The organism is Verrucomicrobiota bacterium (assembly GCA_037139415.1).
Lineage (GTDB): Bacteria > Verrucomicrobiota > Verrucomicrobiia > Limisphaerales > Fontisphaeraceae > JBAXGN01.
Window position 1 is genome coordinate 1 of record JBAXGN010000069.1, and the last position, 26,040, is coordinate 26,040.

A 26,040-nucleotide genomic window follows, 5' to 3' on the forward strand; every position below is an offset into this window, starting at 1 on the left:
GCGGTCGAAAGTTTGAGGATGTGAGCGTTGTTATAACTTAACATAGTAATACTAGATGTACGATCACTGGCAACTCGGCGAATTCGTATGGCGGTGGAGTTCATCAGGGTAATTTGAATAATTGCGTTTTGAGCAAAAATTTTGCCGGCGTGGGAGGTGGTGCGAATTCCAGTACTTTGAGTAATTGTTTCTTGATGGGAAATTTCGCCGTTTATAATGGCGGCGGTGCATTTGCCGGAAAACTGGTCGGATGCGTTTTAACCGAGAACTGTGCTAATTACGGCGGCGGCGTTGGCAGCGCCCAGTTATATAACTGTGTTTTGACACGTAATTCAGCCATTCTGCCAAATGGCTATGGAGGCGGTGCCGATCGTAGCACCTTGAATAATTGCACGGTTAGTGGCAATATGGCGGTTTATGGCGGTGGTGTGTGTGAGGGCGTTCTCACTAATTGTATTGTCTATTATAACACCTCGATAAGTGGGCAAAATTACGATACAACTGAAGGTGGATTTTTAACCTTTGACTCCTGTTGCACCACGCCACTGCCTCCAGGAGCGAATAACCTCTCTTCAGATCCACTCTTGGCATCAGCATCACATTTGTCACAATTCTCTCCCTGCATCGCACGTGGTAACGTGAGTTCTACCACCGGGGCTGATATAGACGGCGATCCTTGGTTTAACCCTCCCTGCATCGGGGCTGATCAATTCGTGGCTGGCATGACCACTAGGGCGCTGGCGGTTGCCATTTCCGCAACTTACACCAATGTCGCTGTCGGCTTTTCCGTGGACGTTACTGCCCAAATAGACGGTCGGCTCGACGCCAGCGTCTGGAATTTTGGTGACGGCACTGTAATTAGCAATCAGCCCTATTCCAGCCACGCTTGGAATACCCCGGGCCTGTATCCGGTACTACTGACCGCCTATGGCCAAAGTTATCCCTTGGGTCTAAGTGCGACCGTGATGGTACGGGTGGTCAGTCAGCCGGTTTATTATGTGAACTGTAGCAATTCAACCCCGGCATACCCTTTTGCCAATTGGGCCACCGCCGCCCGGACCATCCAGCAGGCCATTGATGCAGGTTCATTGCCTGGGCGACTGGTGCTGGTGACTAACGGCGTGTACGAAACGGGCGCATCCACCGCTGATGTCAGCACCACCAACCGGGTGACTTTAACCAATTCGGTTCTGGTCCAGAGCGTGAATGGACCGGAGGTTACTTGGATCGTCGGTTCCTCGAATGAAATGGTTCGGTGTGCCTATGTCGGCTCCTATGCTGGACTGAGTGGCTTTACCCTCACCAATGGCTACACCCAAGGTAGCGGTGGAGGTGCCTACGGCGAACTCAGCGGCACCATCACTAATTGCGTCATTACGGGAAATTGGGCTTATTGGTTCGGTGGTGGCACATACTCAGGAAGATTGAAACGCTGTTTACTGTTGGCCAACTATGCTGGTAGTGGCGGCGCAGCTTTTGGAGGAGTCTTCGACAATTGCATAATCTGCGGGAACCAGGCTGTGTATGGAGGGGGAACCTATAGTAGTTTTCTCAATAACTGCGTGTTGACTAACAATGTGGGAAACCAGGGCGGTGGAGCTATTTGTAGTATGATAAACAACAGTATTTTAATTGGCAATGTGGCGTGGAACGGTGGTGGCGCAGCGCTGAGCACGCTGAATAATTGTACCGTGATCAACAATACAGCAACGTACAATGGAGGCATATCTGACAGCATCTCATTCAACAGTATTGTTTATTACAATTCTGGCACGTATGGTTCAAATTGTGGTGGTACTTACAACGTCTTTTACAGTCATACCTGCACTACACCATTGGTGGATGGCATAGGCAACATCACTGATGAACCGATGTTATTTAATCGTTTAGCGGGAAATGTGCACCTGCTAACCAACTCTCCCTGTGTGGATGCCGGAAACGATGAGGTGCTGCAGGCTGGATGGCTTGACATGGATGGTAATCCGCGCATGTTTGGCCAGCATGTCGATATAGGAGCCTATGAGTGCCAAACAACGCTACTTCAGATTATGCAGCAGCCGCAGAGTTTGACCAACTATTTAGGCACGGTTGCGACTTTTACAGTTGGAGTCATAGGTCCAGGACAGATACAATATCAATGGCAATTTAACGACAGTAATATTGTTGGAGCCACATCCTCAATACTTGTGTTGAGCAACTTGCAACTCAACAACGCGGGCCAATATTCTGTCATTGTATCCAACGCCACCCAGAGTGTTACCAGTCAGGTAGCAACGCTTACATTGTGGATACCGCGTTTTGTCTGGCCAAATAGTCCCAACCCAACCGCACCTTACACAAATTGGCAGACGGCAGCTCGCACTATCCAGGCGGCGGTGGATGACGCGCAACCCAATGACGTCATAGTCGTGACCAATGGCATCTACAACACCGGTGGTAAGGCGGTATATGGAACCATGACCAACCGGGTGGCCCTTGATAGGGGAGTCACGGTTCAAAGTGTGAACGGCCCGGAAGTGACATGGATCATGGGCGCTGGATCTGGTGGCAATGACACTAATGGAGATGGGGCGATCCGGTGTGCTTATGTGGGCTCAAATGCCTGGCTGATCGGTTTTACTTTAACAAATGGGCACACTCGTTCCAAAGGAGATGCCGTGTACGAACAAAGTGGGGGTGGAGCATGGGTCGCCAATTATGGAGTCGTATCGAACTGTATTTTAAGCTGCAATTCGGCGGACTACTCCGGGGGTGGCGGGTACGGCTACAAATTTTACAACTGCATCATATCGAACAACACCGTGTTCACGAATGGAGGGGGAGTATGCTCGGCGAACCTATATAATTGCCTATTGGTAAACAATAAAGCGTCCATTGGTGGCGGTGGTGCCTATAACAGCTCATTGTTTGCGTGCACCGTAAGAAGCAACTTGACGTCTAATAACGGAGGTGGGGCATACGGCGGCACACTGAGCAACAGTACCATCCAAGGGAACACGGCATTGCTAGGCGGCGGAACTTACTCCAGCACACTGTATTATTGTTATGTGACCTCCAATACTGCCTCATCTGGAGGAGGCGGATATTTGGGGACAAACAATTACTGCATCATCAACAGAAATTATGCAACAAACAGCGGAGGTGGGGCATACGGCGGCACACTGAGCAACAGTACCATCCAAGAGAACTCGACATTGCAGGGTGGCGGAACTTACTCCAGCACACTGTACTATTGTTATGTGATTTCGAATTCCGCCTCATCTGGAGGAGGCGGATTTTTGGGTGCCATCAATAACTGCATCATCAACAGGAATTATGCGACAAACGGAGCGGGAATATATAACAGCACCTTAAAAAATTGCACGGTGACTGAAAATGCGGCTAAAACATCGGGGGGAGGAAGCTACGGCGGCACCTTGTATAATTGCATTGTTTATTATAATACCGCGGCAAATTATTCTAATTATTATAGCGGCACTATTAACTATTCATGCACGGCGCCTTTGCCCGCTGGCACAGGAAACATCAGCACGAATCCTTTACTGGCATCAATCACCCACCTTGCGGCGTCATCACCTTGCATTGACAAGGGGCTGATCGATTATGTCAGCGGGACCGATATTGATGGTGAGGCATGGCTGAACCCGCCTTGCATGGGGGCAGATCAATATGCATCCGGCCCCGCGACGGGAAGTTTGTCGGTCGCTATTTCATCTGTCACTGGCACCGGGGTGAATTATTCGGAAAATTTCACGGCACAAATTGAGGGACGGCTGAGCGCGAGTGTTTGGAATTTTGGTGACGGCACCATTGTGAGCAACCAACTCTGCATAAGCCATGCTTGGGGTGCCCCGGGAATCTACCCGGTTCAATTGACGGGTTATAACGCGAGTAATCCTGGCGGAATCACAGCCACCGTCATGGTGAGCGTGGTGAAGCAAGCCTATTATGTCGATGCGAACAGTGTTGGCCCCATATCCCCTTACACGAATTGGGCCACTGCCGCACGGACAATCCAAGAGGCGGTGGACGCTGCGGTACCTGGCAACCTGGTGCTGGTGAACAGCGGCATCTATAATACTGGTGGCAAAGCTGTGTCTGGTAGCACCATGACCAATCGGCTGGCCATTAATAAAGCCATTGTCGTACAAAGCTTGAACGGCCCTGGAGTGACTTTGATTGCAGGCCAGGGATCAAATGGCTGCGTTGGACCCGGAGCGATCCGGTGCGCGTATGTGGGCACCAATGCCGTATTAAGTGGCTTCACCCTGACCAATGGTTTTACATTGCCTTTGGGTGAATATGGCCGTTATCAAAGTGGCGGGGGAGCGTATTGCGAACCCAGCGGGATGTTGAGCAACTGTGTGGTAGCGGGAAATACGGCGGCTTATCAAGGCGGCGGTGTATTTCAAGGCACACTCCAAAACTGTGTATTGTATCAAAATTCAGCACTCATGGGTGGTGGCGCATGCAGCAACCTGATGAATAACTGCTCTGTATCTGGGAATTGTGCCGATGCAACTGGAGGTGGAGCATATCAGTGCACAATCAATAACTGCATCGTCTATTACAATCGTGCTGCACGCGATCCAAATTATTACGGTGGCTCGTGCAGTTATAGTTGTACCATGCCTCTGCCGATGGGAATCGGTAATATTGAGGAAGATCCATTATTGGTTACCCGCTCGCATTTGTCGGTCTTGTCACCTTGTATTGGCCGAGGCAATGCCAACTATGCACTTGGAGCCGATATTGACGGTGATCCGTGGGAAGATCCTCCGTGCATCGGGGTGGATCAATATACGTCTGGAGCATCTACTGGGGCCTTGACGGTTGCCATTTCGGCACCATTCACTAATCTGGCAGCGGGGTATAATGCAGATTTCACCGCAGTAATTGACGGTCGGGTCTATGCCAATGTTTGGGATTTTGGCGATGGAACAGTTTTAAGTAATCGTGTTTACGTAAGTCATACGTGGAATGTGCCAGGCGTTTATGTGCTGCGGTTGACAGGGTATAACGATAGTAATCCGGGCGGGGTTAGTACCGTGATCACAGTCCAGGTGGTTAATCAGCCTGTCTATTACGTGAACGCGAATAATTCCACTCCGATGTATCCCTACACAAATTGGACCACCGCTGCGGTGACTATCCAGACAGCCATCGAAGCGGGGTCTTTGCCCGGGCGTCTCGTACTGGTGGCTGACGGCGTTTATGGCAATGGCGGAGTGCCTGTCTATGGAAGGATGACCAACCGGGTGGCAATTACGGATGGGGTGACAGTGCAAAGTATGAATGGCCCTGAGGTAACGTGCATTGTGGGAGCGGGTAGTGGCGGTCTCACAAATAATGGCGACGGAGCCATACGCTGCGCCTATTTGGGACCCAAAGCGGTTTTAAGTGGATTCACACTTACCAATGGATATACGCGTGGTGCTTTAAATGCGTACCAAGAAAAATCGGGTGGCGGTGCTTGGTGTGACATTAGTGCTGTAGTTACCAACTGTCTGGTTATTGGTAATTCCTCCTCATATTTGGGCGGAGGAATATACGGTGGCACACTCATCAATTGTCGTCTGATTGGCAATTTATCTAGCCGTGGTGGGGGAGTATATGCAGCAATGTTGACCAACTGCTCGATCGGAGGCAATTCAGCAGGTGAAGGGGGTGGCGTCAATTCTTCCACTTTAAGTAATTGTAGCCTGACAAACAATGGAAGATATAATGGTGGCGGGTCGGCCTATAGCCTGTTATACAATTGTTTGGTGTCTAGCAACATAGCCAGTATGGGGGGTGGAGCGTTTTACTGTGCGCTAAGTAACTGTGTCGTGGTCGGGAATTCCGCAACCAACAGTGCCGGTGGGGTGTATTGTGGCACCATGAGTAGCTGCGCTGTGAATGGCAATCGTGCGGGATTTGCAGGGGGCGGAGTTTTCGAGGCAATACTCGACAATTGCCTGGTGGTAAGCAACACAGCGGCTAAAGGAGGCGGCAGTGCTTATTCCACGAATTACAATACCACGCTGATTGGAAATGGGGCAACGAACGCGGGCGGTGGATCGTATAATGATACCCTGATTAACTGTATCAGTTACTACAATACTGCTCCCAGTAATGCCAATTGGTTTTCTAATTGGAATTCTTTTAGCGTTCAATACTGCTGCACCACACCAAATCCAGTTGGCATCGGCAATATTACTAATGAGCCAATGTTCATTAATCTTTCAGACGGAAATTTTCAGCTTCTGTTGAATTCGCCATGCGTTGACGCCGGAGATGATAGCAAGGTGCAATCCTCCTGGCTGGACTTGGAAGGCAAGCCGCGAATCTTGGGTGCGCATGTGGATATCGGAGCGTACGAATTTGGAAGCACCAACTTACAGTTTTTGCAGCCGCAACAGAACATCACCAACACGGTTGGTACAACAGAAAAATTCACGGCGTCCGTAACAGGCATTGGTCCCTTGGGGTATCAGTGGTATTTCAACTCTAATGCCTTGCTTTCCACTCAAACTAACAACATTTTGACCTTGGCTAATCTCCGGTTGAATGATGCAGGATTGTATTCAGTCGTGGTGACGAATCGTTCCGGCACCATAACTGGCGATGTATTAAAACTGTGGGTGGCTTACCAAATTCCGCCAACTGGAATCCGGTATCCGAAATCGGGCACCAATACGGTCTTCCATCTCGGGGTGCAGGCGGAGGAAGGGCGCAGCTATTGGCTGGAAGTGCGGGACAGCCTGGTCACCGGTCAGTGGCGGTGCATCGCGGGCGTGACGAATTACGCGGGAACGACCAACCTGCTGGATACGAATGCGGTCGGTAAACACCGGTTTTATCGCATCGGCAGTGCGAGTGAGAAGTGATAGGGGCCGCGTTTCCCATTCGCGTAAATTCGCGTGTTTCGCGGGCCGAGAAGGGGGCACTCGAATAACTCAGATCGAGAGGTAGAAACCTGGTTCCATACTCCGATTTTATTCGGTCATATTTTTCTGCCCGAAAATATTTCTGCAAAATCAGTTTCATTCCGCATTCCGCATTCCGAAATCGAGGGTTCCGCATTTGAATTATTCTCCTCTGGGAGGAAACCACCTTTAACAAATCCCTGCTACGCTGCCCACCGTGAATGACATGAACATAAGTCCGAAGCCCGAATGTCGAACTCCGAAACGGGGTCGCCTTGTAGTCGCCGACGTGAGTCGGCGCAAATCTCGTTGCTACATTTGTGTGTGTCCTTTTGCGACCGCATCTCCTGACTCCTGGCTCCTATCTTCCGGTCATAAATTTTTTGCCAGGAAATATTTTTGCCATGTTCTGGTTCCGGATTTTTCTGCAAAAGTTCCCCATTCCCCATCCGTGGCATCCGCGCAATCCGTGGTCAAAATTGTGTCAAAAAAATCGTTTTCACACAATTTTCACACAATTTCTAAAACTACATTTGAAACGCCGATTACCAATCATCAGCATCCGAGGTATCAAATCTCAGATTCCAGATTTTAAAGGAGGGATGATGGACATAAACAGGGGAGGGAAATCGGACGTGGCAGATGCGCGGCCGGGCCCATTTCCAGGCTTGTCATCCCGGAAAACACTGGTACGTTTTCGCCATGCAAAATAATTCTTCTGTATTTGTCAAAGAAGACCCTTGGCGTATTTTCCGCATCATGGCGGAGTTTGTGGATTCGTTCGAATCCATGTCCTCGGTTGGTCCGGCGGTCACCGTGTTTGGCTCGGCGCGCACCAAACCTTCGGATCGGTATTACCAGGCTTCGGTCACCATTGGCAAGGAACTGGCCAAGCATGGTCTGGCCGTCATCACTGGCGGCGGCCCGGGCATCATGGAGGCCGCCAACAAAGGCGCTGCCGAGGGCAAAGGCAAATCGGTGGGACTGAACATCGAGTTGCCGTTCGAGCAAAAAGGCAACCGCTTTGCCAATGTGCCGATTAATTTCCATTACTTTTTCTCCCGCAAAGTCTGTTTTGTGAAATACAGCATGGGGTTCATTTACATGCCGGGCGGGTTCGGCACGCTGGATGAGTTTTTTGAAGTGGCCACCCTGGTGCAGACCCAGCGCATCTCCAAATTCCCGATGATTCTTTTCGGCACGGAATATTGGGGCGGACTGGTCAAGTGGATGAAAGCCACCGTGGAAAAGAACAAGCTGATCAGCCCAGGTGACCTGGATTTGTTCGTGGTGACCGATAGTGAAGAGGAAGCGGTGGCCCTTATTTTGGATTATATGCGCAAGGTCGGCCCGCCGGAACAGGTGGCGCGCGCCTTTGCGTGAACCGCGTGACCCCGGCGACCACATATCGGTTCACCCGCCTGGAAAACGGCCTGACCGTGGCCACGGCGGAAATGCCGCACATGACCAGTGTCAGTCTGGGAATCTGGGCGGGCGTTGGCTCGCGCTATGAGCCGGCGTCGCTAAGTGGCGTCTCGCATTTCATCGAGCACATGCTGTTCAAAGGCACGAAACGGCGGACTCCCTTGGCCATTTCCCAGGCGGTCGAAGGCATTGGCGGATACCTGAACGCCTTTACCAGCGAAGAAACCACCTGCTTTTATTCCCGCGCGCGGCATGACCGTTTTGAAGTGCTGTTGGAGGTGCTGGGGGATATGTTTCTGCACTCGCGTTTCCATCCGGCGGACATCCAGAAAGAGCGTGAGGTCATCAAGGAGGAACTGGCCATGTACCTGGATGACCCGGCTCATCATGTCCAGGAACTGCTCAATGCTACCCAGTGGCCGGAGCAACCTTTGGGCCGCTCCATTACCGGTTCCATCCAGACCCTCAACGGTATCCGGCGCAAAGAACTGCTCCAGTTTCTACAGACGCACTATGTGGCCGACCGCACGTTTATTTGCGCTGCCGGTCGGGTGAAACATGCGCCGGTTGTCCGAGCCGTGCAGGCCCGGTTTCGCGGCCTTCCCCGGGGAGTTCCATCCGTCTTCGCGCCAGCCATGCCGCGCACTGGTGGCTGCGTGATAGAGTGGCATACCAAGGATACCGAACAGACGCACCTGGCCTTGGGCGTTCGCACCTGCCCGCGCCATGACCAACGGCGTTATGCCTTGCGACTGCTAAATGTGATTCTGGGGGAAAACATGAGTTCCCGCCTCTTCCAAGTCGTGCGTGAGGACCACGGACTGGCCTACTCGATTCAGTCCTCGGTCAGCTTTTTCCACGATGCCGGCGACCTGGTGATTGGGGCCGGGTTGGACGCGGAGAACCTGCCCAAGGTGGTGCGGTTGTTGGCTCAGGAACTGCGGCGTCTCAAGCTGCGGGCACCCGGCGTTACCGAACTGCGCCGGGCTCGGGATTACGTGCTGGGCCAGATTGAAATGAGCCAGGAGAACACCGAAAGCCAAATGATGAATCTCGGCGAACAACTCGCCGGTTTTGGCAAGGTCTTTCCCGTGGCGGAGGTCAAGCGCTCGTTGACGGCGGTGACTTGCAGCCAGATTCACGCCGCCGCTTCGGAATTCTTCCACCCGGAACGGTACACGCTGGCGCTGATCAGCCCGCTGAAACGTATCAAAGGGCTGGAGAAACTGTTGGTGAGTTAATCACTCATGTCGTTTGCTCCGTTAATCGAAACGCTTGTCGCTCCGGAGTTGAATGGTTCCTGGCTGGAACGCTTGGCGCGCGAACCGGGGTGCGTGCTCTTGCGCAGTGCCGGTTTTGATTCTCCCCAGGCCCGGTATTCCTTGCTGGCGGTTCGCCCGTTTCTCACCCTCACTGCGCGCGGCAGCCGGTGTGAACTGCGCGGGCCTGACGGCCACCAAACCCTGTTTGGCGATCCCTGGCGCATCCTCAGCGATTGGCTGCGCCGCTATGAAATGCCACCCGAAGCAGACCAGCCATTTCCGTTGGGCGGTTGTTTCGGGTATTGGGGCTATGACCTCAAGCAATTCACCGAACCCAAACTCACGCGCCGCACTCCCAACGACTTGGAATTGCCGGATGCTTGGGTGGGCTTCTATGATCACCTCTTGGTGGTGGACCACCGCGCGAACACTGCCCGAATCGTCAGCACCGGCCTGGAGCCCGATGGCTCGCGCTCCCTGGCTCGCGCTCGGGCCGGATTTGCGTTCTGGCAACGCGCGCTGAAGGGCGAGGCCTTGGAACCATGCTGGTTAAATCCAGAGCGACCGAGTGCAGGAACGGCGTGGCGGGAGCATGCCCACGCCGTCTGCCACCCGGAGGCGTCTGACTTGTTTTCCACCATGACGCGCGAGGCGTATCTCCAGGCGGTGCGCCAAGCCCAGCATTACATTCGCCATGGCCATATTTACCAGGTCAACCTTTCGCAGCGGCTGACTTTGCCGCGCGCCATTCCTGGATGGGAGTTCTTCAACGCGTTGCTGGCGGAGTCTCCCGCGCCGTTTGCCGCCTACCTGAATCCGGGCCCATTTCAGATCGCCTCCTCCTCGCCCGAACTGTTTCTGCGCCAGCGGGGCAACCTGATCCAGACCCGCCCCATCAAGGGAACCCGCCCGCGCGCGGCGGATTTGGACCAGGACGCCCGCTATACGTATGAATTGCAGACCAGCGCCAAGGAAATCGCGGAACTGGTGATGATCACCGATTTGTTGCGGAACGATCTGGGGCGGGTCTGCGAATACGGATCGGTGCATGTGCCGGACCTGATGCGCTTGGAGCGCTATCCGCACGTGCAACACTTGGTGTCCACCGTCGAGGGGCGTTTGCGCCCTCACCTGTCGCATCTGGACGCCTTGGCCGCTTGCTTTCCGGGCGGCAGCATCACCGGCGCGCCCAAATTTCGTGCCATGGAAATTATCGAAGAACTGGAACCCGTCAGCCGCGGTCCCTATACCGGATGCCTGGGATATCTGGGTTTTAACCGCGAGAGCCAGCTTAGCATCGCGATCCGCAAGGCTCTCTGTTCTGCCGATGCGACGCATTTCCATGTTGGCGCGGGCATTGTCGCCGACTCCGATCCTCAGGCGGAATACGAGGAAACCTGGGTCAAGGCGCGGGGGTTCCTGGCGGCACTGAAGCATACTCAGCTATGACATACGTCTATCTCAATCGCGCGGTGATTCCCGAAGCCGAGGCCAAAGTCTCAGTGCTGGATCGGGGTTTTCTCTATGGCGACGGCCTGTTTGAAACACTGCGCATCTGCCACGGGCAATTATTTCGCTGGTCAATGCATTGGCGGCGACTTCAGGTGGGCGCGGAATTTTTTGGGATTCGCCTTCCGGTTTCCGAGGCGGAACTCCATGCGGCGGCGCTCCAATTGATCCAGTCGAATGCTCACTCCGAGGGCGTGTTGCGCCTGCAAATTTCGCGCGGCGCCGGGCAGCGTGGATATTCGCCGCGCGGCGCGGATTGTCCCACGCTGGTGATGACGACCCATCCCTTGCCACCGCTGACAGAACATATCGCGCCTTGGACCTTGCGCACCAGCCCGTATCGCCTGCCAGCGGGCGACCCGCTGGCGGCCCATAAATCCACGAATAAACTGTTGCAAATTCTTGCGCGTAAGGAGGCGGAAGAGCAGGGGGCGGATGAAGCGCTATTGCTTAACTCCGAAGGGCAGGTGGCTGAAACCACCAGTGGCAACCTGTTTTGCGTGCGTGATGGCGGCTTGATCACCCCGCCGGCATCTGCCGGAATCTTGCCCGGCATCACGCGTGCGGTGGTGATGGAATTGGCGGTGTCCCATGGCATCCCGGCGCGTGAATCTTCATTGTCCCAGGATGACCTGCTTCACGCAGACGGTCTTTTTCTGACCCTTTCCAGTTACGGACTCATCCCCATCAGAGGGTTGGATGGCGCTGCGCTGCGGCAGACGCCGTTGATCACCACGTTGCGACATGCGTATGCCGAACAAGTGCAAAAGGAATGTCTGGGAGGTGACAATGCAGCGGAGAGGTGATTTTGTGCTGGTTTTTGGTTGTAACCGGGCGTTTTTTGTGGCTAGGTAGCGCCGCAACTTAAGAACGGATTATCATGGCAAAAAACGCGTTATTGCGATGGCTGCACGGCTATGGAGCCCACCACCGGGAATTGGGTATTAATCGCTGCAACGATATCATCGGGCAGGCGGTCGCTGATTTGGCGCCGGATTGCCTGCTGGATGTCGGTTGCGGTGATGGGAGCATGTTGTTCCGCTATCTGAAAAAAACGCCCCGTGAATTTTACGGAATCGAAGGGGCACCTGACTTGAAAGCGCAGGCGGAGGCACGCGGGTTAAAGATGGCCAGCTTTGATCTGAATGGGCGTTGGTCATACGAAGACAATAAATTTGATGTCGTATTCAGTTCACAGGTAATTGAGCACCTGCACAATGCCCGCCTTTTCGTGGAAGAAATGTACCGCGTGCTTAAGCCTGGCGGCACCGCCATCGTGGCTTCGGAAAACCTTTGCAGTATCTTGAATACCTTCGCCATGGCGATGGGCTATACCCCGTTCTCCCTGATGCAGACCTGTGGCCGCTATCTGGGCAACCCCATCGGTCTGCATTACAACGAGAAGTTGGTCGAACATGTGCCGGTGGACCACCCCGCCTTTTCCGGGGTCTCCGGCCATGTGCGGGTGCTTACCGTGCGCCAGGCGCGCGAATTGTTTGACCTGACTGGTTTCCAGACGGAGGCATGGTCCGTCAGCATTCTCCCCCTGCCCGACTGGTTGAGCCGTCGGCTCGAAAGCGTTGTCATACATCGTGGTCATTATCTGATTGTTCGGGCCAAGAAACCTGTATAAGCCAGGTGGACCGCAGCGAGTTTTTGAGCGATTCCTACAGCGGCCTGCTGATGGATTTGCCATGGGACTTTTTATATCTTTGTTCCACTCACGGACGAGTAAAGCTGGCCCCTCCACCTGCCCAGTCGCCCATTTATCATTCCCCATTTCAAAGCCGCCGGGGATATTTTGTTGACCCGCGCCGGAGCCGGGTTATGTTTGGCGGCATGGAACATTCGCCTGGTTTTTTAAAATTGGTCAATGACAAGCGCCGATTTGTCAACGAGATCTCGGTGGCGGAAGCGCGCGCCATTATCACCCGTAACCCCAAGGCCGTCCTCATGGATGTCCGCGAGGATCATGAATGGGACAAGGGACACGCCGTGGAAGCCGTGCATCTCGGCAAAGGCATCATCGAGCGGGATATTGAAAAAGCGGTGCCAGACAAGCAGTCGGAGATCATTCTTTACTGCGGCGGCGGCTTTCGGTCGGCATTGTGCTGCGAAGTACTGCAGGAGATGGGGTACAAGAAGGTGTATTCCGTGATCGGTGGTTGCCGGGCGATCATTGACGCCGGTTGGAAGATGCAGTAGCAGGCCGCTCTCTCTTCCGCAAACAGGAATCCGCTGCGTATGGCCACGAAAGTTCACATTGAGCTGGTGCCGATGGGCAAAAAGTTTGAGGTGGAGCCCGGCAGTCAGCTTCAGGATGTGCTGTTTGCTTTCGGAGTGGAATTTCCCTGCGGCGGCCGTGGCCGCTGCAAGGGGTGCCGCGTCAAAGTGCTCGACGGGGAGTTTCCCATCACGGCGGAACAATCCCGCGTGTTATCGCCAGAAGAGTTGCAGGCCGGTTGGCGGCTGGCCTGTCGCGGCGAGGTGCGCGGGCCGTTGAAGATCGAATTGGCCCAATGGGAGGCGTCCATTCTCGCGGATGATTCCGCGTTCACCTTTATTCCGCAGGCGGGGTTGGGGGTGGCCGTGGATCTGGGCACCACCACGGTCGTCGCGCAACTGCTGGATTTGCAGACCGGCAATGTGCTGGCGGTGCGGTCCGCCTGGAACACGCAGGCGCGGCACGGCGGCGACATCATGAGCCGGGTGGATTACGCGGTCAGCGGCGGTGGTCAAGCCGACCTGACAACGCTGATCCGCAATCAGATTGGCGCGCTGATCAGTGAGTTGTTCGAGGGTGCCGGGCGATCCTCCGCCGAACTCCAGCGGGTGGTCGTGGTGGGCAACACCGTGATGCATCATTTCTTCTGCGGCCTCGATGCCGGGCCGCTGTCGCAGCATCCCTTCGAGCCGGATCAGGATGGACTGCATGAGTTTTCCGCCCGCGAGGTGGGTTGGGAACTGGGTGATAACGTCCGGGTGTTGTTTCTGCCCTGTCTGGGCGGGTTCGTCGGTAGTGATATTTTGGCGGGTATCGTGGCGACCCGGCTGCACGAGAGCGAGGCGCTATGCGCGCTGATTGACCTGGGCACCAACGGGGAAATTGTCATTGGCAACCGGGATGGCATGTTATGTTCCTCCACTGCCGCCGGGCCAGCCTTTGAAGGGGCGCGGATCTCCATGGGCATGCGCGCCGCCACGGGCGCAATTTCCGAAGTGACGCTGGTGGCGGGGCGATTACACTGCCGGGTATTGGGCCACGCGGAACCGCGCGGCCTCTGCGGCAGCGGGCTGGTGGATGCGGTGGCGGGTTCCCTGGATGCTGGTTGGATCAAGCCGTCCGGGCGGATTACCAGCGGGGACGGCATACCGCTGCAAGGTCCGGTCAAACTAAACCAGGCCGACATCCGGGAACTGCAATTGGCCAAAGGGGCCATTGCGGCCGGGATACGCCTGATGGTCGAGCAGATGGGCCGCCGGTTGGACGAGGTGCAAACGGTGCATCTCGCCGGCGCGTTCGGTAACTACATCAATCGCGCTAGCGCGCAGCGCATCGGGCTGCTGCCGTTTCCCATAGAACGCGTGAAGCCCGCCGGCAATACCGCCTTGTTGGGCGCCAAACTCGCGCTGTTTGCGCCGGATCAGGAGCACTTCCAGTACCGGGCCTTGCGCGCGAAGGTGCGGCATACCTGCCTGAATGAGGATGAGCGGTTTCAAGAGGTGTATGTGGAGGAAATGTCGTTTCCACCGGCGTAACCGGAGAGAATTCCATGGACGTTACCACCCGCACTCGTTAAGGTAATCGCCAGCCGGCATAAAGGGATGTGGAACATTTTGACATGACCGGCGCAACGAATGTGTCATGCGATTAGCGACGGTGATTGAATGCCAGACAGGGCAGGGCGATGCACAAGCCACGAGCACGATGGCTGCCGTCGGCATTGCCAGTAATCTGGAAACCACGGCAGAGCCGTTTCTGGACGAAGATGGCGACGAGTCCTTGACCGTGCGCCTGGCGGGTCCTGAAGATCGGGAAAGCATCTACCGGTTGCGCCACGAGGTCTATGCGCGTGAATTGGGCCAGCACCATGTCAATCCCGAGGGGCGGCTGAGCGATCCGCTCGATGCGTATAACCTTTATATCGTCATCTGCTCTGGGAAACGCATCCTGGGTTTTGTCTCCATCACGCCGCCCGGCAGCCCCAAGTTCTCGATTGATAAATATTTTCAGCGCGCTGACCTGCCGTTTCCGGTGGACGACAAGCTGTTTGAAGTGCGACTGCTCACCGTGCCACCCACGGCGCGGCGCACGCAATTGGCCCTGGCTTTGATGTATGCCTCGTTTCGCTGGGTGGAATCCCACGGCGGCACCCGTATCATGGCCATTGGGCGGCAGGAAGTGCTCAGCATTTACCGCCGGGTGGGCCTCAAGCTGGTGGGGCAATTGGCCCGGTCCGGCGCGGTGACGTACGAACTCATGCAGGCTACCATGCCGGATGTGCATGCCGCGCTGCCCGGCATTGGCCGGATGCTAGCCCGGGTTGAGGTCCGGATGGCGTGGAAGATCGGGGTGGAGTATCGCACGCCCGCGCACTGTTTTCATGGCGGTCAGTTTTTCAAGGCGGTGGGCGAGGATTTTGACGCGTTGGAGCGGTTGGACAGCATCATCAACGCCGACGTGCTGGATGCCTGGTTTCCGCCTTCACCCAAGGCGGTTGCTGCCGTGCAAGCACACCTGCCAAGGTTGTTGCGCACCTCGCCTCCCACAGAGGCGGACGGGCTCATCCGGGCGATTGCCCGCGCGCGCGGGGTGGCCCCGGAGTGTGTGCTGCCGGGCGCGGGTTCCTCGGATTTGATCTTTCTGGCGTTGCGCCATTGGTTGACGCCGTCGTCGCGCGTCTTGATTTTGGACCCCATGTATGGCGAATATGCGCACGTCCTGGAGCGGGTCATTCGTTGTCGGGTGGATCGTTTGCCGCTGGAACGTCAGCGGCAATATCAGCTTGATTTGGGGAGCCTGGAAAAACAGCTCGCCGCCGGGTACGACCTGGTGGTGCTGGTCAACCCGAACAGCCCGACTGGCCGTCATGTGGGGCGCGAAGCGTTGGAAGGTGTTTTAAGCCGGGTGCCGGCGGAAACCCGGGTGTGGGTGGATGAAACCTACGTGGATTATACCGGGTCGGGTAATTCGCTGGAGCATTTTGCCGTGCGCAGCCCCAATGTGATGGTCTGTAAGTCCATGTCCAAGGTGTATGCGCTGAGCGGTGCCCGCGTGGCGTACCTGTGCGCCAGCCCGCACCAACTGGAATCGTTGCGGGCCATTTCTCCCCCGTGGGCCGTCAGTCTGCCAGCGCAAGTGGCCACGGTCGCCGCCTTGCAGGATTCGGCGTATTACGCGGGGGTGCATGCGCAGACGCGCGTGTTGCGTGAGGAACTGGCCCAATGGCTGGCGACGTTGGGATGGGAAGTGGTGCCCAGTACGACCAATTTTCTGCTGTGCCACCTGCCAGCCACCGGCCCGGATGCCGCGACGGTGATTGCCCGGTGCCGTCCGCGGGGACTCTATTTGCGCGATGCTGCGACCATGGGGCAGACCCTGGGACCGCGCGTGTTACGCATTGCGGTCAAGGATGCGGCGACCAATCGCCAGATGATTCAGATCCTGCGTGAAGTCCTTGGGTAAAGCGGAACGCAGCCGCGAATTCGTTTCGCTTCCGATCCGTTTGCCCGGCTTTGGCTGGCTATTTTCAAGCCGCGAAAATCCGCGACACCCAATGCGATTACCCTGGTCCTAAAGCTGGGGTTGGGGAGTGCCCCACGTGGTGGCGAAGATGTTGCCCTTGTTGGCCTTTAAATCCTCATAGCGCCAGGTTTCCACATGGCCATCCGCGAAGGTCACATTGGCGCGCAAAACGTGACGGCAGGCTGGTTGTTTGAGCGGCGAGCCGGTCCATTGCCCGGTCTGGTTCACGGCAAAAGTGACAATCTCAGTCATGTAACCGCCCTCCGGGACATTGTTCACGTCCTTGGGCACGCCCACATCACCCATGAGCCATATCTGGGAAGCGCGGGTGAGTTCCGTTGATTTCCGGCTGCCCAGGAACGAGCCGTCCGGTTGCTGCATGTAGCGGATGATGTTGCCTTCCTGCGGACCATAACCGCCCCAGTTGACTCCGGCAAACCGGGTGATGTCGGCATCCTCGACGGCCGGGCAACGCCAGATGCTGGCGGAATTGGTCCGAACATCAATTTCTTTGCTGCCGAAGTAGTCGTTGTTGGTCATGGTCTGGAAATACCAAGCGCCGCCCGGCGAAACGCCTGGACTGGTGTACCAGCCGGTGTAGAGGTGCGGATAACGTTGATCGAAATCGTCCGTGTACATCATGAACGCCACCCCGATCTGGCGGCAGTTGCTGACGCATTTGATGCCTTTGCCTTTGGCCTTGGCTTTGGCCAGCGCGGGCAGCAGCAGCCCCGCCAGGATGGCAATGATGGCAACGACCACCAACAACTCAATCAAAGTGAATCCGCGTGAGCGAAACGGATTCCGCCATAGCGTTTTATCTTTCATAATGCATTTTAACTGCGGCAATTAATGCGCCACCGATGACACCACACAAGCATAAAATACCATAAAAATAGCTGGCGGGCAACTGGCGGTGGCGACGGAACCGTGGCGCGGCTTCCCCCCCGGCTTCCGGCCTGAAAAAATTATAAATTCAGGTTGCAATAGAATTATATTAAAATATAATAAATCCATGAATATTAAATTATGTATAGTCTGGAACGGGGGAGTGGGGCACCCATGGGTGACCGCCATCCAGAGTGCTGCCGACACAATCGCGCATTGGTTTTTTGGGCGTCTAAAACCGTCTGTCTGTCTATCCCCCGCTAAAGACCTTCAATGACCATTTCGGCACGCTGTTTGCCGACGCCGACCGTGTCGCCCGCCGCATCCGGGATGACATTGCGCCCAAGATTGCTGCCGACCAGGCCTACCAGAACGCGAAGAAGAATACGCCCCACACCGCCCGGATGGCTCATGACATGGCCCTCGGCAAGGTCATGCATATTCTGCTCAAAGACGACACCCAGGTGTACAAGCAATTCGTGGAAAACGAATCCTTCCGCCGTTTCGTGACCGATATGGTGTTTGCCCTGACGCGTGAGTGAGTCTTTGCTGAATTTTCAACCCAAAAGGGGTCACACAACCAACGTTTGATTGACCTCAGAAGGCGATTGCGCCAGCAACTCATCCAAGTCCAAATAATGGGTACACATGGCCAACCCACCCTCCTCGGTGCGGGGCCATCGTTCCGGCGGGCGATCCCAATAAAGCTCCACGCCGTTCCCATCCGGGTCCCGGAGATAAATGGCCTCGCTTACGCCATGATCGGCCGCCCCCTCCAGCGGCAGGCCCGCCTGTAACACCCGGCGCACGGCGTCTGCCAGTTCCGCCCGGGTTGGGTACAGGATGGCCACGTGGTATAAACCGGTGGTGCCGGCGGGCGGTGGCGGACCGCCAGCACTTTCCCAAGTGTTCAATCCAATATGATGGTGATAGCCGCCAGCACCAAGAAACGCGGCTTGCGATCCGAAACGTTGCGTGACTTCAAAACCGAGCACATCCTGGTAGAAAGCCAGGGAACGGGGCAAGTCTGCCACCTTCAAATGAACGTGGCCGATTCTGACTTGCGCTGCCACTGGGCGCGATTGCATATTGGCGGTCATAGCCGGTCGGATTAGGCGCGGCGGCCTTGGACCAGCCGCTGGGTGATTTCCGCAATCCGCCGTCCATAAGCCTCGGACGTTTCAAGGATCGCTATTTTGGTCATAGTTTTGTTTGGTTTAGGGTTTGGTAGTTTATTTTTACTTAAGATCGAACAGGATTGCATCCGTTGGCTCCGTGGCGGTGAGGGTCAGGATGCCCGGGATTTCGGTGCTCGCGCCATCGCCAGTGGCCAGCGCGACGCCCTCCAGGGTCAGCGCGCCTTGCGCAACGTGCAGCCAGGCCCCCCGGCCCGGTTGGAGGGTGTGGGTTGCCATTTGTCCCGGTTGGAGTCGAAGGCGATAAATATCTGCGTCCTGATGAATCGTCGCCGATCCGTCCCGCCCGTCCGGGGAAATGACGAGGACCTTGGCGGTTTCGGCCTGATCGGTTGCGGGATGCCACTCGGTGTAGCTCGGCGGCAAACCGCGTTCACGAGGTTGAATCCAGATTTGCAGAAAATGGAGCGGCTCGCTGCGCGAAGGGTTGAATTCACTGTGCGTAATCCCCCGTCCGGCACTCATAAGCTGAATCTGGCCCGGCTGCAGTTGGCGTCCGTTGCCCATGCTATCCTGGTGTTCCAGAGTGCCGGCGAGCACATAGCTGAAAATCTCCATGTCCCGGTGCGGATGCGTTCCAAAGCCCTGGCCCGGCGCCACGCGGTCATCGTTGATGACGCGCAGGGAGCGAAATCCCATGTGCGCCGGATCGTAATAATCGGCGAAGGAAAAGGTGTGCCGCGTGTCAAGCCAGCCATGATCGGCGTGGCCGCGTTCGCCCGCCCGCCGGATCTTCAGTTCATTTGCACTCGTTCGCATGGCCATACGATAATGCCAGTCTGACGTCCGCCTAATGCAAAGATATTGGCCTGAGACTGCTTTTTGGTTATGCTGCCGGGCATGGAACTACGACAACTGCGCTACTTCGTGGCAGTGGCGGAACAAGGCAACATCAGCCGGGCCGCCAAAAGCATATTCCTGACCCAGCCCGCCTTGAGCCGCCAGATCAAGTCGCTGGAGGAGGAGGTTGGCCAGCGCCTGTTGGAACGGCAGGCCCATTCCATCCGCCTCACCCCCGCCGGGGAAACCCTGCTCCGGGAAGCCCGCGAGTTACTGCAACATGCCGAACGCGTCCTTGCCCAGGTGCGCGGCACGGGCGGCAGACCCTGCCTGCGCGTCGGTTATGCGCCCTCGCTCGCCGCCGGGATATTGTCCGTCGCCATCGGCAACTTCACCCAGGCACACCCCAGCGCCCATGTGGAATTACACGATCTTTCAACCGGGGAAATGATCGCCGGATTGGAAAATGAAAAGCTGGATGCCGCGTTGTGTGTCGGGCAATACCATCAGGCGGGGGGATTGGTATGGACGCCCCTGGTCAGTGCCGCATGGCGGCTGGCCGTAAACCGAAATCATCCGCTCGCCCGGCGGGCGCGGGTGACACCCCGCGACGTGGCCGGAGAACCGTTGCTTGTTTATTCCCAGCGCGAGTATCCAGAGTATTGGGAGATCGTCACCGGCTGGTTGCGCGACCACCGGCAACAGCCGAATATCGCCGGCGAATACGGCGGTGCCGAAAATCTGATGGCAGCGGTTGAATCCGGTTTGGGAGTCGCCGTTGTGACCACCCAAATGGCGCGGCTGTTCCCGCAGCGTGCCCGGCTGATCGCGCTGTCCCCCGCTCCGGAGCCAGTCCGCATTGCTGTCGGCCATCGCGCCAATCGCGCGGCTGACAAGCCGCTCGCGGTGTTCGTGGAAGAACTGCGCAAAGCGGCGCAGGCCTTGGTGTAATTTACTTCGCCGATCGGTTTTTCCACCAGTTGCGGAAGCTGGTCGGCGCGAATTTCGGAGTCTCTCGCGTGCGCGTCCAGGCGCGCACTGGGTCCAGCACGGAACCTTTGACGATCGGGTGCAGCGGTTGCATGAGCTTGCCCATGGCCATGCCGAAGCGGTAGAGGGCCGGGCTGCGCATCATGACTTTGAATCCGCTGAACATGAGTTTGTCCAACAGCGGCGGGTTTTCCTTGACCGCGTTGCGCCGGTTTTGCAGCAGGTGATGCGCCAGGTCAATTTTAACCGGGCACGCCTCGGAACACGCGCCGCACAGGGACGAGGCAAAGGAGAGGTGTTTCCAATCCTTCAAGCCGCGCATGTTCGGCGTGATGACGGAGCCAATGGGCCCCTGGTAGGTGGTGCCGTAGCTGTGGCCGCCCACGTTGCGGAAGATCGGGCAGACGTTCAGGCACGCGCCGCACCGGATGCAATGCAGGGAATCCCGCTGCTCGGGGTCCGCCATCATCTGACTGCGCCCGTTATCCAGCAGCACGAGGTGAAATTCACGCGGGCCGTCGCATTCATCCGCCTGGCGCGGGCCGCCGTAGAGGGTGTTGTACCCGGTCAGGTGTTGCCCGGCGCCGACGGTGGCCAGCATGGGCAGGAACAGGGCCAGGTCGTCCATCCGGCGGATCACCTTTTCAATGCCCATCAGCGCGACATGAACGCGCGGCAGGGAGGTGCTCAGGCGGGCGTTCCCTTCGTTTTCCGTGATGGAAATCATGCCGGTTTCGGCTACGCCAAAGTTGACGCCGCTGATGCCCATGTCCGCCTCGCAGAATTTCTGGCGCATGATGCGCCGGGCAATCATCGTCAGGGCTTCGGGATCCTGCACCGGCTCGGCCCCCAGTTTCTTCTGGAAAATTTCGCTGATCTCACCGCGGGTGAGATGCATCGCGGGGAAGACCAGGTGATAGGGCGGTTCATCCCGCAACTGCACGATGAATTCGCCGAGATCGGATTCAAACACGCCAAACCCCGCCTGCTGCAAGCCGTCATTGAGGTGGATTTCCTCAGTGGTCATGCTCTTGGATTTGATGATGGCTTTGACGTGGTTGTTGCGCGCCACCTCGATGATGTACTCGCGGGCGGCCTTGGCGTCCTTGGCCCAGAAGACTTTGCCCCCCCGGGCTTCGATGTTCTTGGCGAACTGATCGAGATACTTGTCCAGGTGGTTGATGACCTCGTACTTGATTTCCGCCGCCGCCTGGCGGGCCTGTTCCCAATCCTGAAACCGGGCTTTGTTCTCGTCACGTTTGCCCTCGTATCCGGTCAATGCTTTCCGGATGAGGTTGCGGTGGCGCAGGTCGGCACAATAGCGCGTGGCGCTTTCCTTGAAGGTTTTGGCAATGGTCATCATAGGCCTTGAGCAAGCACCTCGGCGAGGTGGAGTCCACGAACTTTTTTACCCTGCTTGTTCAGCATCCCCTGGATGTGCATCAGGCAACTGGAATCGAGCGAGATGACGTAATCGGCGGTGGTTTCCTCGATGGCGGCGCATTTGGCCTCGCCCATCGCGGAGGAAATCATGGGGAACTTGACGGCAAACGTGCCGCCGAAACCGCAGCAGGTTTCCTTGGGGTTCATCTCCACCAGCTCCAGACCGCGCACGTGCTTGAGCAGTTGGCGGGGTTCGTCCTTGAGGTGCATCTCGCGCAGCCCGTGGCAGCCATCATGAAACGTGGCCTTGCCGGGAAACGACGCGCCCAAATCCGTCACGTTGAGCTTTTTTACTAGGAACTCGGAGAACTCATACGTCTTGGCCGCTAGGATTTTGGCTTCCTCATGCTGGGGTGTGCCTTGAAACAACTGCGGATAAAACACCCGCATCATGGCGCCGCAGGAGCCGGACGGGGTGACGACGACTTCGGCGTTTTTGAAAGCCTTCAACGCCTGTTGAGCCACCGCGCGCGCCTCATCCCACAGGCCCGAATTAAAGGCCGGCTGACCGCAGCAGGTTTGTTCCTCCGGGAACTCCACCTGGTGTCCCAGCTTTTCCAATATCTTGACCACGCTGATCCCGACCTCGGGATAGAACTGGTCAATAAAACACGGTATAAACAATGTGATCTTCATGGCATCAACTCATTCTCGCCGTCACGAAGCATTACGTTAGCTAAAACAGCGGCATGAAACCAGCAGAATTTGCGGTTCAGCTCCGCGTGATCTGCAATCCCGTATCCGAGAGGCTCAGTTGCACAAAGCGCGCCCGCGGATTGGGCGGCTGGGCGGTCAGGGTTTTCTGAATGCGGCGCGCGGCTTCCTCATCCTTGGCGAACATCAGCAGGAATCCGCCACCACCCGCACCCAGCAGCTTGGTGGCCGCCAGATAATCTTCCACCGGGGTTAGGATGCGCTGCACCTCCGGCGGGTTGGTGCCGGAATCCAATCGCTGATTTAACGTCCAACTGCGGCGAATGCACGCCGTCAAGTCGTTATAATCGCACTGTTGAATGGCTTGATAGGTCAATTCCGCGTTGAGCCCAATCTCCCCGATGATCCGCAAGTGCGAGGGTGAATTGAGGAAAATTCCGCGCACGATTTCCTGGAGGATGTTTTTCGCCAGCCGGGTGATACCGGTATAATACAGCAACACCGTTTTATTGGCGTATTCCCGTTCAAACAGGTGCGGTGGCAGCCAGCGCAACGTGGGCTTCTGCGAGAGCCCAGGCCCGGTTTCCACCAGTTTTATGCCGCGGAAAATGGCGCCAGCCTGGTCCTGCCAGCCGCCGCCGGTGGTAAGCATCTGTTCCAGCGCCAGCGTGCGGATAAACAAGACGTTTCGGTCCCAGTTCAGCCCGCACAGATCGCTCAGGGTCGCCAGCAGCGTGGCGGCCAGGATGCTGCTGGTGCCCAGCCCGGAACCTTTGGGCACCGCCGACAGCATCGAGACCTCAATGCCGCCGCCAAACTGCTCCAATAACTGGTCCTTGAGTGAAGGGGCTCCGCCCGTGGCATGAAACCTCGGCAGGAACCCCGCCAGCGCTAGCGCCGCTTTTGCCAAAGCAAATTCGCTACCGGGCCGGGCATAGGTATCCAGCTCCTCGTATGTGTGGATGCGTTGCTCCACCCCCAGGTCAATCGAACGCAACACCAGTGCCGGTTCGGCACCGAGTTTGCCAAACACTTGGATGGGCGGTTGACTGTTCAAATCCACCGCCATATTCAGCACTTTGCCGCCGTATTCCAGACAGTAAGGCGGTGTATCTGTCCAGCCCCCGGCCAAGTCCAACCGCACCGGGCTGCGCCCCCAGACAATCTGATCTTCCTGCACATTGCTGTGCGGCAACACCGGCGACAATTGGGCGTCCCGCACAATCATCTCCTGCAAAAGCGCAAAGGCCTTTGATTCGTATTGTTCCCAGTCGGCCGTACCCCGATGGCGCAGCACGGCGGCCCGAAACATCTGATCATGCACCTGCTGCAGCGGTTCCTGACCATCGCCCGCATCCATATCCAGCTTGGGCAAAGGTTGGTCGCCGGTGGCAAACAGCCGGGCGGTGCTTTCCAAGTCGAGTTTGAAAAACACGCTGTACCGATAATTCCGCAGCATGGGCAACAGGCAACCATTGCGTAACTTGGCGCGCTGCTCAGTATGCCGACGCCAGTTAATCTCCGTGATCAGTTGGCGGGCCGAAAGCCGGCGCGAGGACTGCCAAAGGGCGGAAAAACCCGCATTCGCCGCCGGTCTGGCCGCAAACAGCCAGTGCAGGAACTGGGGATCCATCGCCTTGGCGGCGAGCACGGGAAACAGCGGCGCATCCTGGATGTCCAGACCGGCAACCAAGCCGGCTTTTTCCAGACTGATGCCACGTGCCCGAAACCAGTCCGCCAGTGGCCAATCAAACCAGAGCGTGGTGGCCGCCTCCACGGTGCCAGAAAAAGTATCGCGAATGCCATAGGCGCGAACGCAATAATCGGTTTCGCCCACGGGCACAAAATCCAGGCAGGCTCCCGCCTCCAACTTAAGCGGCCACTGATTGGCTGGCGCGCCGGTCACCACATGGTTGCTGGCCAGTTCCCAGGTGGCGGGCACATGGCTATTTTCCAGCCATAACGCCTGATTTTGCTCGCGACTCAGGAGGTAATCAAACTGCGTGTTCTGGATATATTGATCCGGATGCCGCTTGGCACCCATCAGCCCCAGCTTGGTTTCATCCAGTTCCACGCTCTGCATGCGGGATACGGATTCGATCATTTCCTGGCTGGAACTGAAACGGTAAATATCCGCGCCCGGCAGCGGCACCACCGCGCAGGATAGGCGGTTGATGAGCGGATTCTGCACCGAGGGATGCGCCCCCAATGCCGGTCCGAAATCCCGGTATAAACCGCACGCCTGCACCCGGCCCCCGGCGAACGCTCCTTGCTGTGCCACCCAGCCGCAGCGTTCCAGCAACACTTCAATGGCCTGCGCGCTAAAGAGCCAGGCACCTGTGTCCACCAGGTAAATCTGGTCATTCGGCAACGCCCGCAACTGCGCTGCCGCCGGCTTTTGCAGAAACTGGGACAAGTCATTGGGGCGCTGGCGGGTGGTGATAAAAACACCAAAGCCATGCGCCCGTTCCGGCGTTTGCCACAGACCTAATCCGAGCACATCCGCCACCGGCAGCTTGGGCAGTTGCGCCGGCAACCGCAACAGGACGTCACCGCTGACCACCATCACCGGCAGGCTGTCTGGCGCCTGGCCCAGGATCTTCAAGCAATCGGGCAACAATAAATCGAGTAACGTTTGATCCAGGCGCTGTCCGCGCGCCCAACGCATGACGGAAATCGGAATCAACGGCTTGCCGCTCGCAGCATACGCTGGCAAGGCACGGTGTTCCCCGCCGCCATTGATGATCAGCTTGCGAGAACTGCGCAACCAATCGCCAAACGACTGTCCCGCACCGAGGCGCCGCCAAGCCTCCACCAGCACGTGCGCGGTGGCCCCGCCTGAGCCCACGGATTGACCCTCCGGGTCAGTGGTCACAATCCATTGGCAATTGGATTGGCCCTCCGGGGCGCGAAATTCGGCCGCCGCCCGCGGCGGAAGCGTCAACAGGCACTGCACAGTGGTTGGGGTTGAGGTCATAAGGGGCTAGGGTTCAAGTTGAGGCATCGTCATGCCTCCGGTGCGAAGCTGCTGGTTAAAGCGAGAGAAATACCGCTACCGACGATGGAGCCACCAAGCCCATCGCCATCCGAGCAGCATTTGATAATAACGAATGGCATACCTTTCGACACGCTTTTTTGAGCGTGTGACGGAGCCACAATGCCGTTTCCTGAGAAGGATGTGAAGTTGAAACTGCGAGATTCACTTCCAAACCGCCCCGCGCTTGGAGAGTGAGGGCCCG

17 protein-coding genes are annotated in these 26,040 nt (G+C 56.8%); 10 read left to right on the top strand and 7 right to left on the bottom strand.

From position 1 onward, the window contains the following. Positions 1-128 precede the first annotated feature (128 nt). From WCO56_13545 to WCO56_13585, 9 genes are all read left to right on the top strand, one after another. Entirely contained in the window at positions 129-6,869 is a 6,741-nt protein-coding gene (locus WCO56_13545) for a PKD domain-containing protein (protein MEI7730593.1), read from the top strand. 741 nt (positions 6,870-7,610) lie between these two features. Further along, entirely contained in the window at positions 7,611-8,291 is a 681-nt protein-coding gene (locus WCO56_13550) for a TIGR00730 family Rossman fold protein (GenBank protein ID MEI7730594.1), read from the top strand. After that, on the top strand, positions 8,288-9,574 hold the full coding sequence (locus tag WCO56_13555) for a pitrilysin family protein (protein MEI7730595.1): 1,287 nt from the start codon (positions 8,288-8,290) through the stop codon (positions 9,572-9,574). Before WCO56_13550 ends, WCO56_13555 begins: the two co-directional genes overlap by 4 nt. A gap of 6 nt (positions 9,575-9,580) precedes the next feature. After that, positions 9,581-11,044: an aminodeoxychorismate synthase component I gene (gene pabB / locus WCO56_13560; GenBank protein ID MEI7730596.1), complete on the top strand. Its 1,464-nt coding sequence runs from the start codon at positions 9,581-9,583 to the stop codon at positions 11,042-11,044. Continuing rightward, positions 11,041-11,910 (top strand): aminotransferase class IV, encoded by an 870-nt coding sequence (locus WCO56_13565; protein MEI7730597.1) that lies wholly within the window; start codon positions 11,041-11,043, stop codon positions 11,908-11,910. The genes pabB and WCO56_13565 overlap by 4 nt, the downstream gene beginning before the upstream one ends. 74 nt (positions 11,911-11,984) lie before the next feature. Further along, positions 11,985-12,737, top strand: a complete 753-nt coding sequence (locus WCO56_13570) for a class I SAM-dependent methyltransferase (protein ID MEI7730598.1) — start codon at positions 11,985-11,987, stop codon at positions 12,735-12,737. Between the two features lie 206 nt (positions 12,738-12,943). After that, a complete protein-coding gene (locus tag WCO56_13575) occupies positions 12,944-13,309 on the top strand; it encodes a rhodanese-like domain-containing protein (protein MEI7730599.1) in 366 nt (121 codons plus the stop codon). A 39-nt stretch (positions 13,310-13,348) separates the two neighbouring features. Next, entirely contained in the window at positions 13,349-14,863 is a 1,515-nt protein-coding gene (locus tag WCO56_13580; protein MEI7730600.1) for an ASKHA domain-containing protein, read from the top strand. Between the two features lie 106 nt (positions 14,864-14,969). Continuing rightward, positions 14,970-16,790, top strand: coding sequence for a histidinol-phosphate transaminase (locus WCO56_13585; GenBank protein ID MEI7730601.1), 1,821 nt, complete (start codon positions 14,970-14,972; stop codon positions 16,788-16,790). 108 nt (positions 16,791-16,898) lie between these two features. On the opposite strand, the gene WCO56_13590 is transcribed toward WCO56_13585, so the two are convergent. The 4 genes from WCO56_13590 to WCO56_13605 form a co-directional block, all read right to left on the bottom strand. Next, the gene (locus tag WCO56_13590) at positions 16,899-17,678 is read right to left on the bottom strand and encodes a prepilin-type N-terminal cleavage/methylation domain-containing protein (GenBank protein MEI7730602.1); all 780 of its coding nucleotides are present in this window, start codon (positions 17,676-17,678) and stop codon (positions 16,899-16,901) included. Between the two features lie 320 nt (positions 17,679-17,998). After that, a complete protein-coding gene (locus WCO56_13595) occupies positions 17,999-18,178 on the bottom strand; it encodes a hypothetical protein (protein MEI7730603.1) in 180 nt (59 codons plus the stop codon). A gap of 132 nt (positions 18,179-18,310) precedes the next feature. Continuing rightward, entirely contained in the window at positions 18,311-18,826 is a 516-nt protein-coding gene (locus WCO56_13600; GenBank protein MEI7730604.1) for a VOC family protein, read from the bottom strand. Between the two features lie 150 nt (positions 18,827-18,976). After that, complete coding sequence (locus WCO56_13605; GenBank protein ID MEI7730605.1) at positions 18,977-19,693, bottom strand: pirin family protein; 717 nt, start codon at positions 19,691-19,693, stop codon at positions 18,977-18,979. Between the two features lie 81 nt (positions 19,694-19,774). On the opposite strand from WCO56_13605, the gene WCO56_13610 reads away from it, so the two are divergent. After that, the gene (locus WCO56_13610) at positions 19,775-20,665 is read left to right on the top strand and encodes a LysR family transcriptional regulator (protein MEI7730606.1); all 891 of its coding nucleotides are present in this window, start codon (positions 19,775-19,777) and stop codon (positions 20,663-20,665) included. A 1-nt stretch (position 20,666) separates the two neighbouring features. Here the strand turns inward: WCO56_13610 and WCO56_13615 are convergent, their stop codons facing one another. The 3 genes from WCO56_13615 to WCO56_13625 all read right to left on the bottom strand — a co-directional run bounded on the left by WCO56_13615 (position 20,667) and on the right by WCO56_13625 (position 25,778). Beyond that, on the bottom strand, positions 20,667-22,067 hold the full coding sequence (locus WCO56_13615; GenBank protein MEI7730607.1) for a LutB/LldF family L-lactate oxidation iron-sulfur protein: 1,401 nt from the start codon (positions 22,065-22,067) through the stop codon (positions 20,667-20,669). Continuing rightward, positions 22,064-22,783 (bottom strand): (Fe-S)-binding protein, encoded by a 720-nt coding sequence (locus WCO56_13620; GenBank protein MEI7730608.1) that lies wholly within the window; start codon positions 22,781-22,783, stop codon positions 22,064-22,066. Before WCO56_13620 ends, WCO56_13615 begins: the two co-directional genes overlap by 4 nt. 76 nt (positions 22,784-22,859) lie before the next feature. After that, a complete protein-coding gene (locus WCO56_13625) occupies positions 22,860-25,778 on the bottom strand; it encodes a bifunctional fucokinase/fucose-1-phosphate guanylyltransferase (GenBank protein ID MEI7730609.1) in 2,919 nt (972 codons plus the stop codon). Positions 25,779-26,040: the final 262 nt, after the last annotated feature.

Excerpts from the sequence above, each read along its gene's own strand:
- WCO56_13550 (MEI7730594.1), top strand. The coding sequence starts at position 7,611 with ATGCAAAATAATTCTTCTGTATTTGTCAAAGAAGACCCTTGGCGTATT.
- WCO56_13580 (MEI7730600.1), top strand. The coding sequence starts at position 13,349 with ATGGCCACGAAAGTTCACATTGAGCTGGTGCCGATGGGCAAAAAGTTT.
- WCO56_13600 (MEI7730604.1), bottom strand. The coding sequence starts at position 18,826 with ATGCAATCGCGCCCAGTGGCAGCGCAAGTCAGAATCGGCCACGTTCAT.
- pabB (MEI7730596.1), top strand. The coding sequence starts at position 9,581 with ATGTCGTTTGCTCCGTTAATCGAAACGCTTGTCGCTCCGGAGTTGAAT.
- WCO56_13590 (MEI7730602.1), bottom strand. The coding sequence starts at position 17,678 with ATGAAAGATAAAACGCTATGGCGGAATCCGTTTCGCTCACGCGGATTC.
- WCO56_13595 (MEI7730603.1), bottom strand. The coding sequence starts at position 18,178 with ATGCATGACCTTGCCGAGGGCCATGTCATGAGCCATCCGGGCGGTGTG.
- WCO56_13625 (MEI7730609.1), bottom strand. The coding sequence starts at position 25,778 with ATGACCTCAACCCCAACCACTGTGCAGTGCCTGTTGACGCTTCCGCCG.
- WCO56_13620 (MEI7730608.1), bottom strand. The coding sequence starts at position 22,783 with ATGAAGATCACATTGTTTATACCGTGTTTTATTGACCAGTTCTATCCC.
- WCO56_13610 (MEI7730606.1), top strand. The coding sequence starts at position 19,775 with ATGGAACTACGACAACTGCGCTACTTCGTGGCAGTGGCGGAACAAGGC.
- WCO56_13570 (MEI7730598.1), top strand. The coding sequence starts at position 11,985 with ATGGCAAAAAACGCGTTATTGCGATGGCTGCACGGCTATGGAGCCCAC.
- WCO56_13585 (MEI7730601.1), top strand. The coding sequence starts at position 14,970 with ATGCGATTAGCGACGGTGATTGAATGCCAGACAGGGCAGGGCGATGCA.
- WCO56_13605 (MEI7730605.1), bottom strand. The coding sequence starts at position 19,693 with ATGCGAACGAGTGCAAATGAACTGAAGATCCGGCGGGCGGGCGAACGC.
- WCO56_13575 (MEI7730599.1), top strand. The coding sequence starts at position 12,944 with ATGGAACATTCGCCTGGTTTTTTAAAATTGGTCAATGACAAGCGCCGA.
- WCO56_13615 (MEI7730607.1), bottom strand. The coding sequence starts at position 22,067 with ATGATGACCATTGCCAAAACCTTCAAGGAAAGCGCCACGCGCTATTGT.
- WCO56_13565 (MEI7730597.1), top strand. The coding sequence starts at position 11,041 with ATGACATACGTCTATCTCAATCGCGCGGTGATTCCCGAAGCCGAGGCC.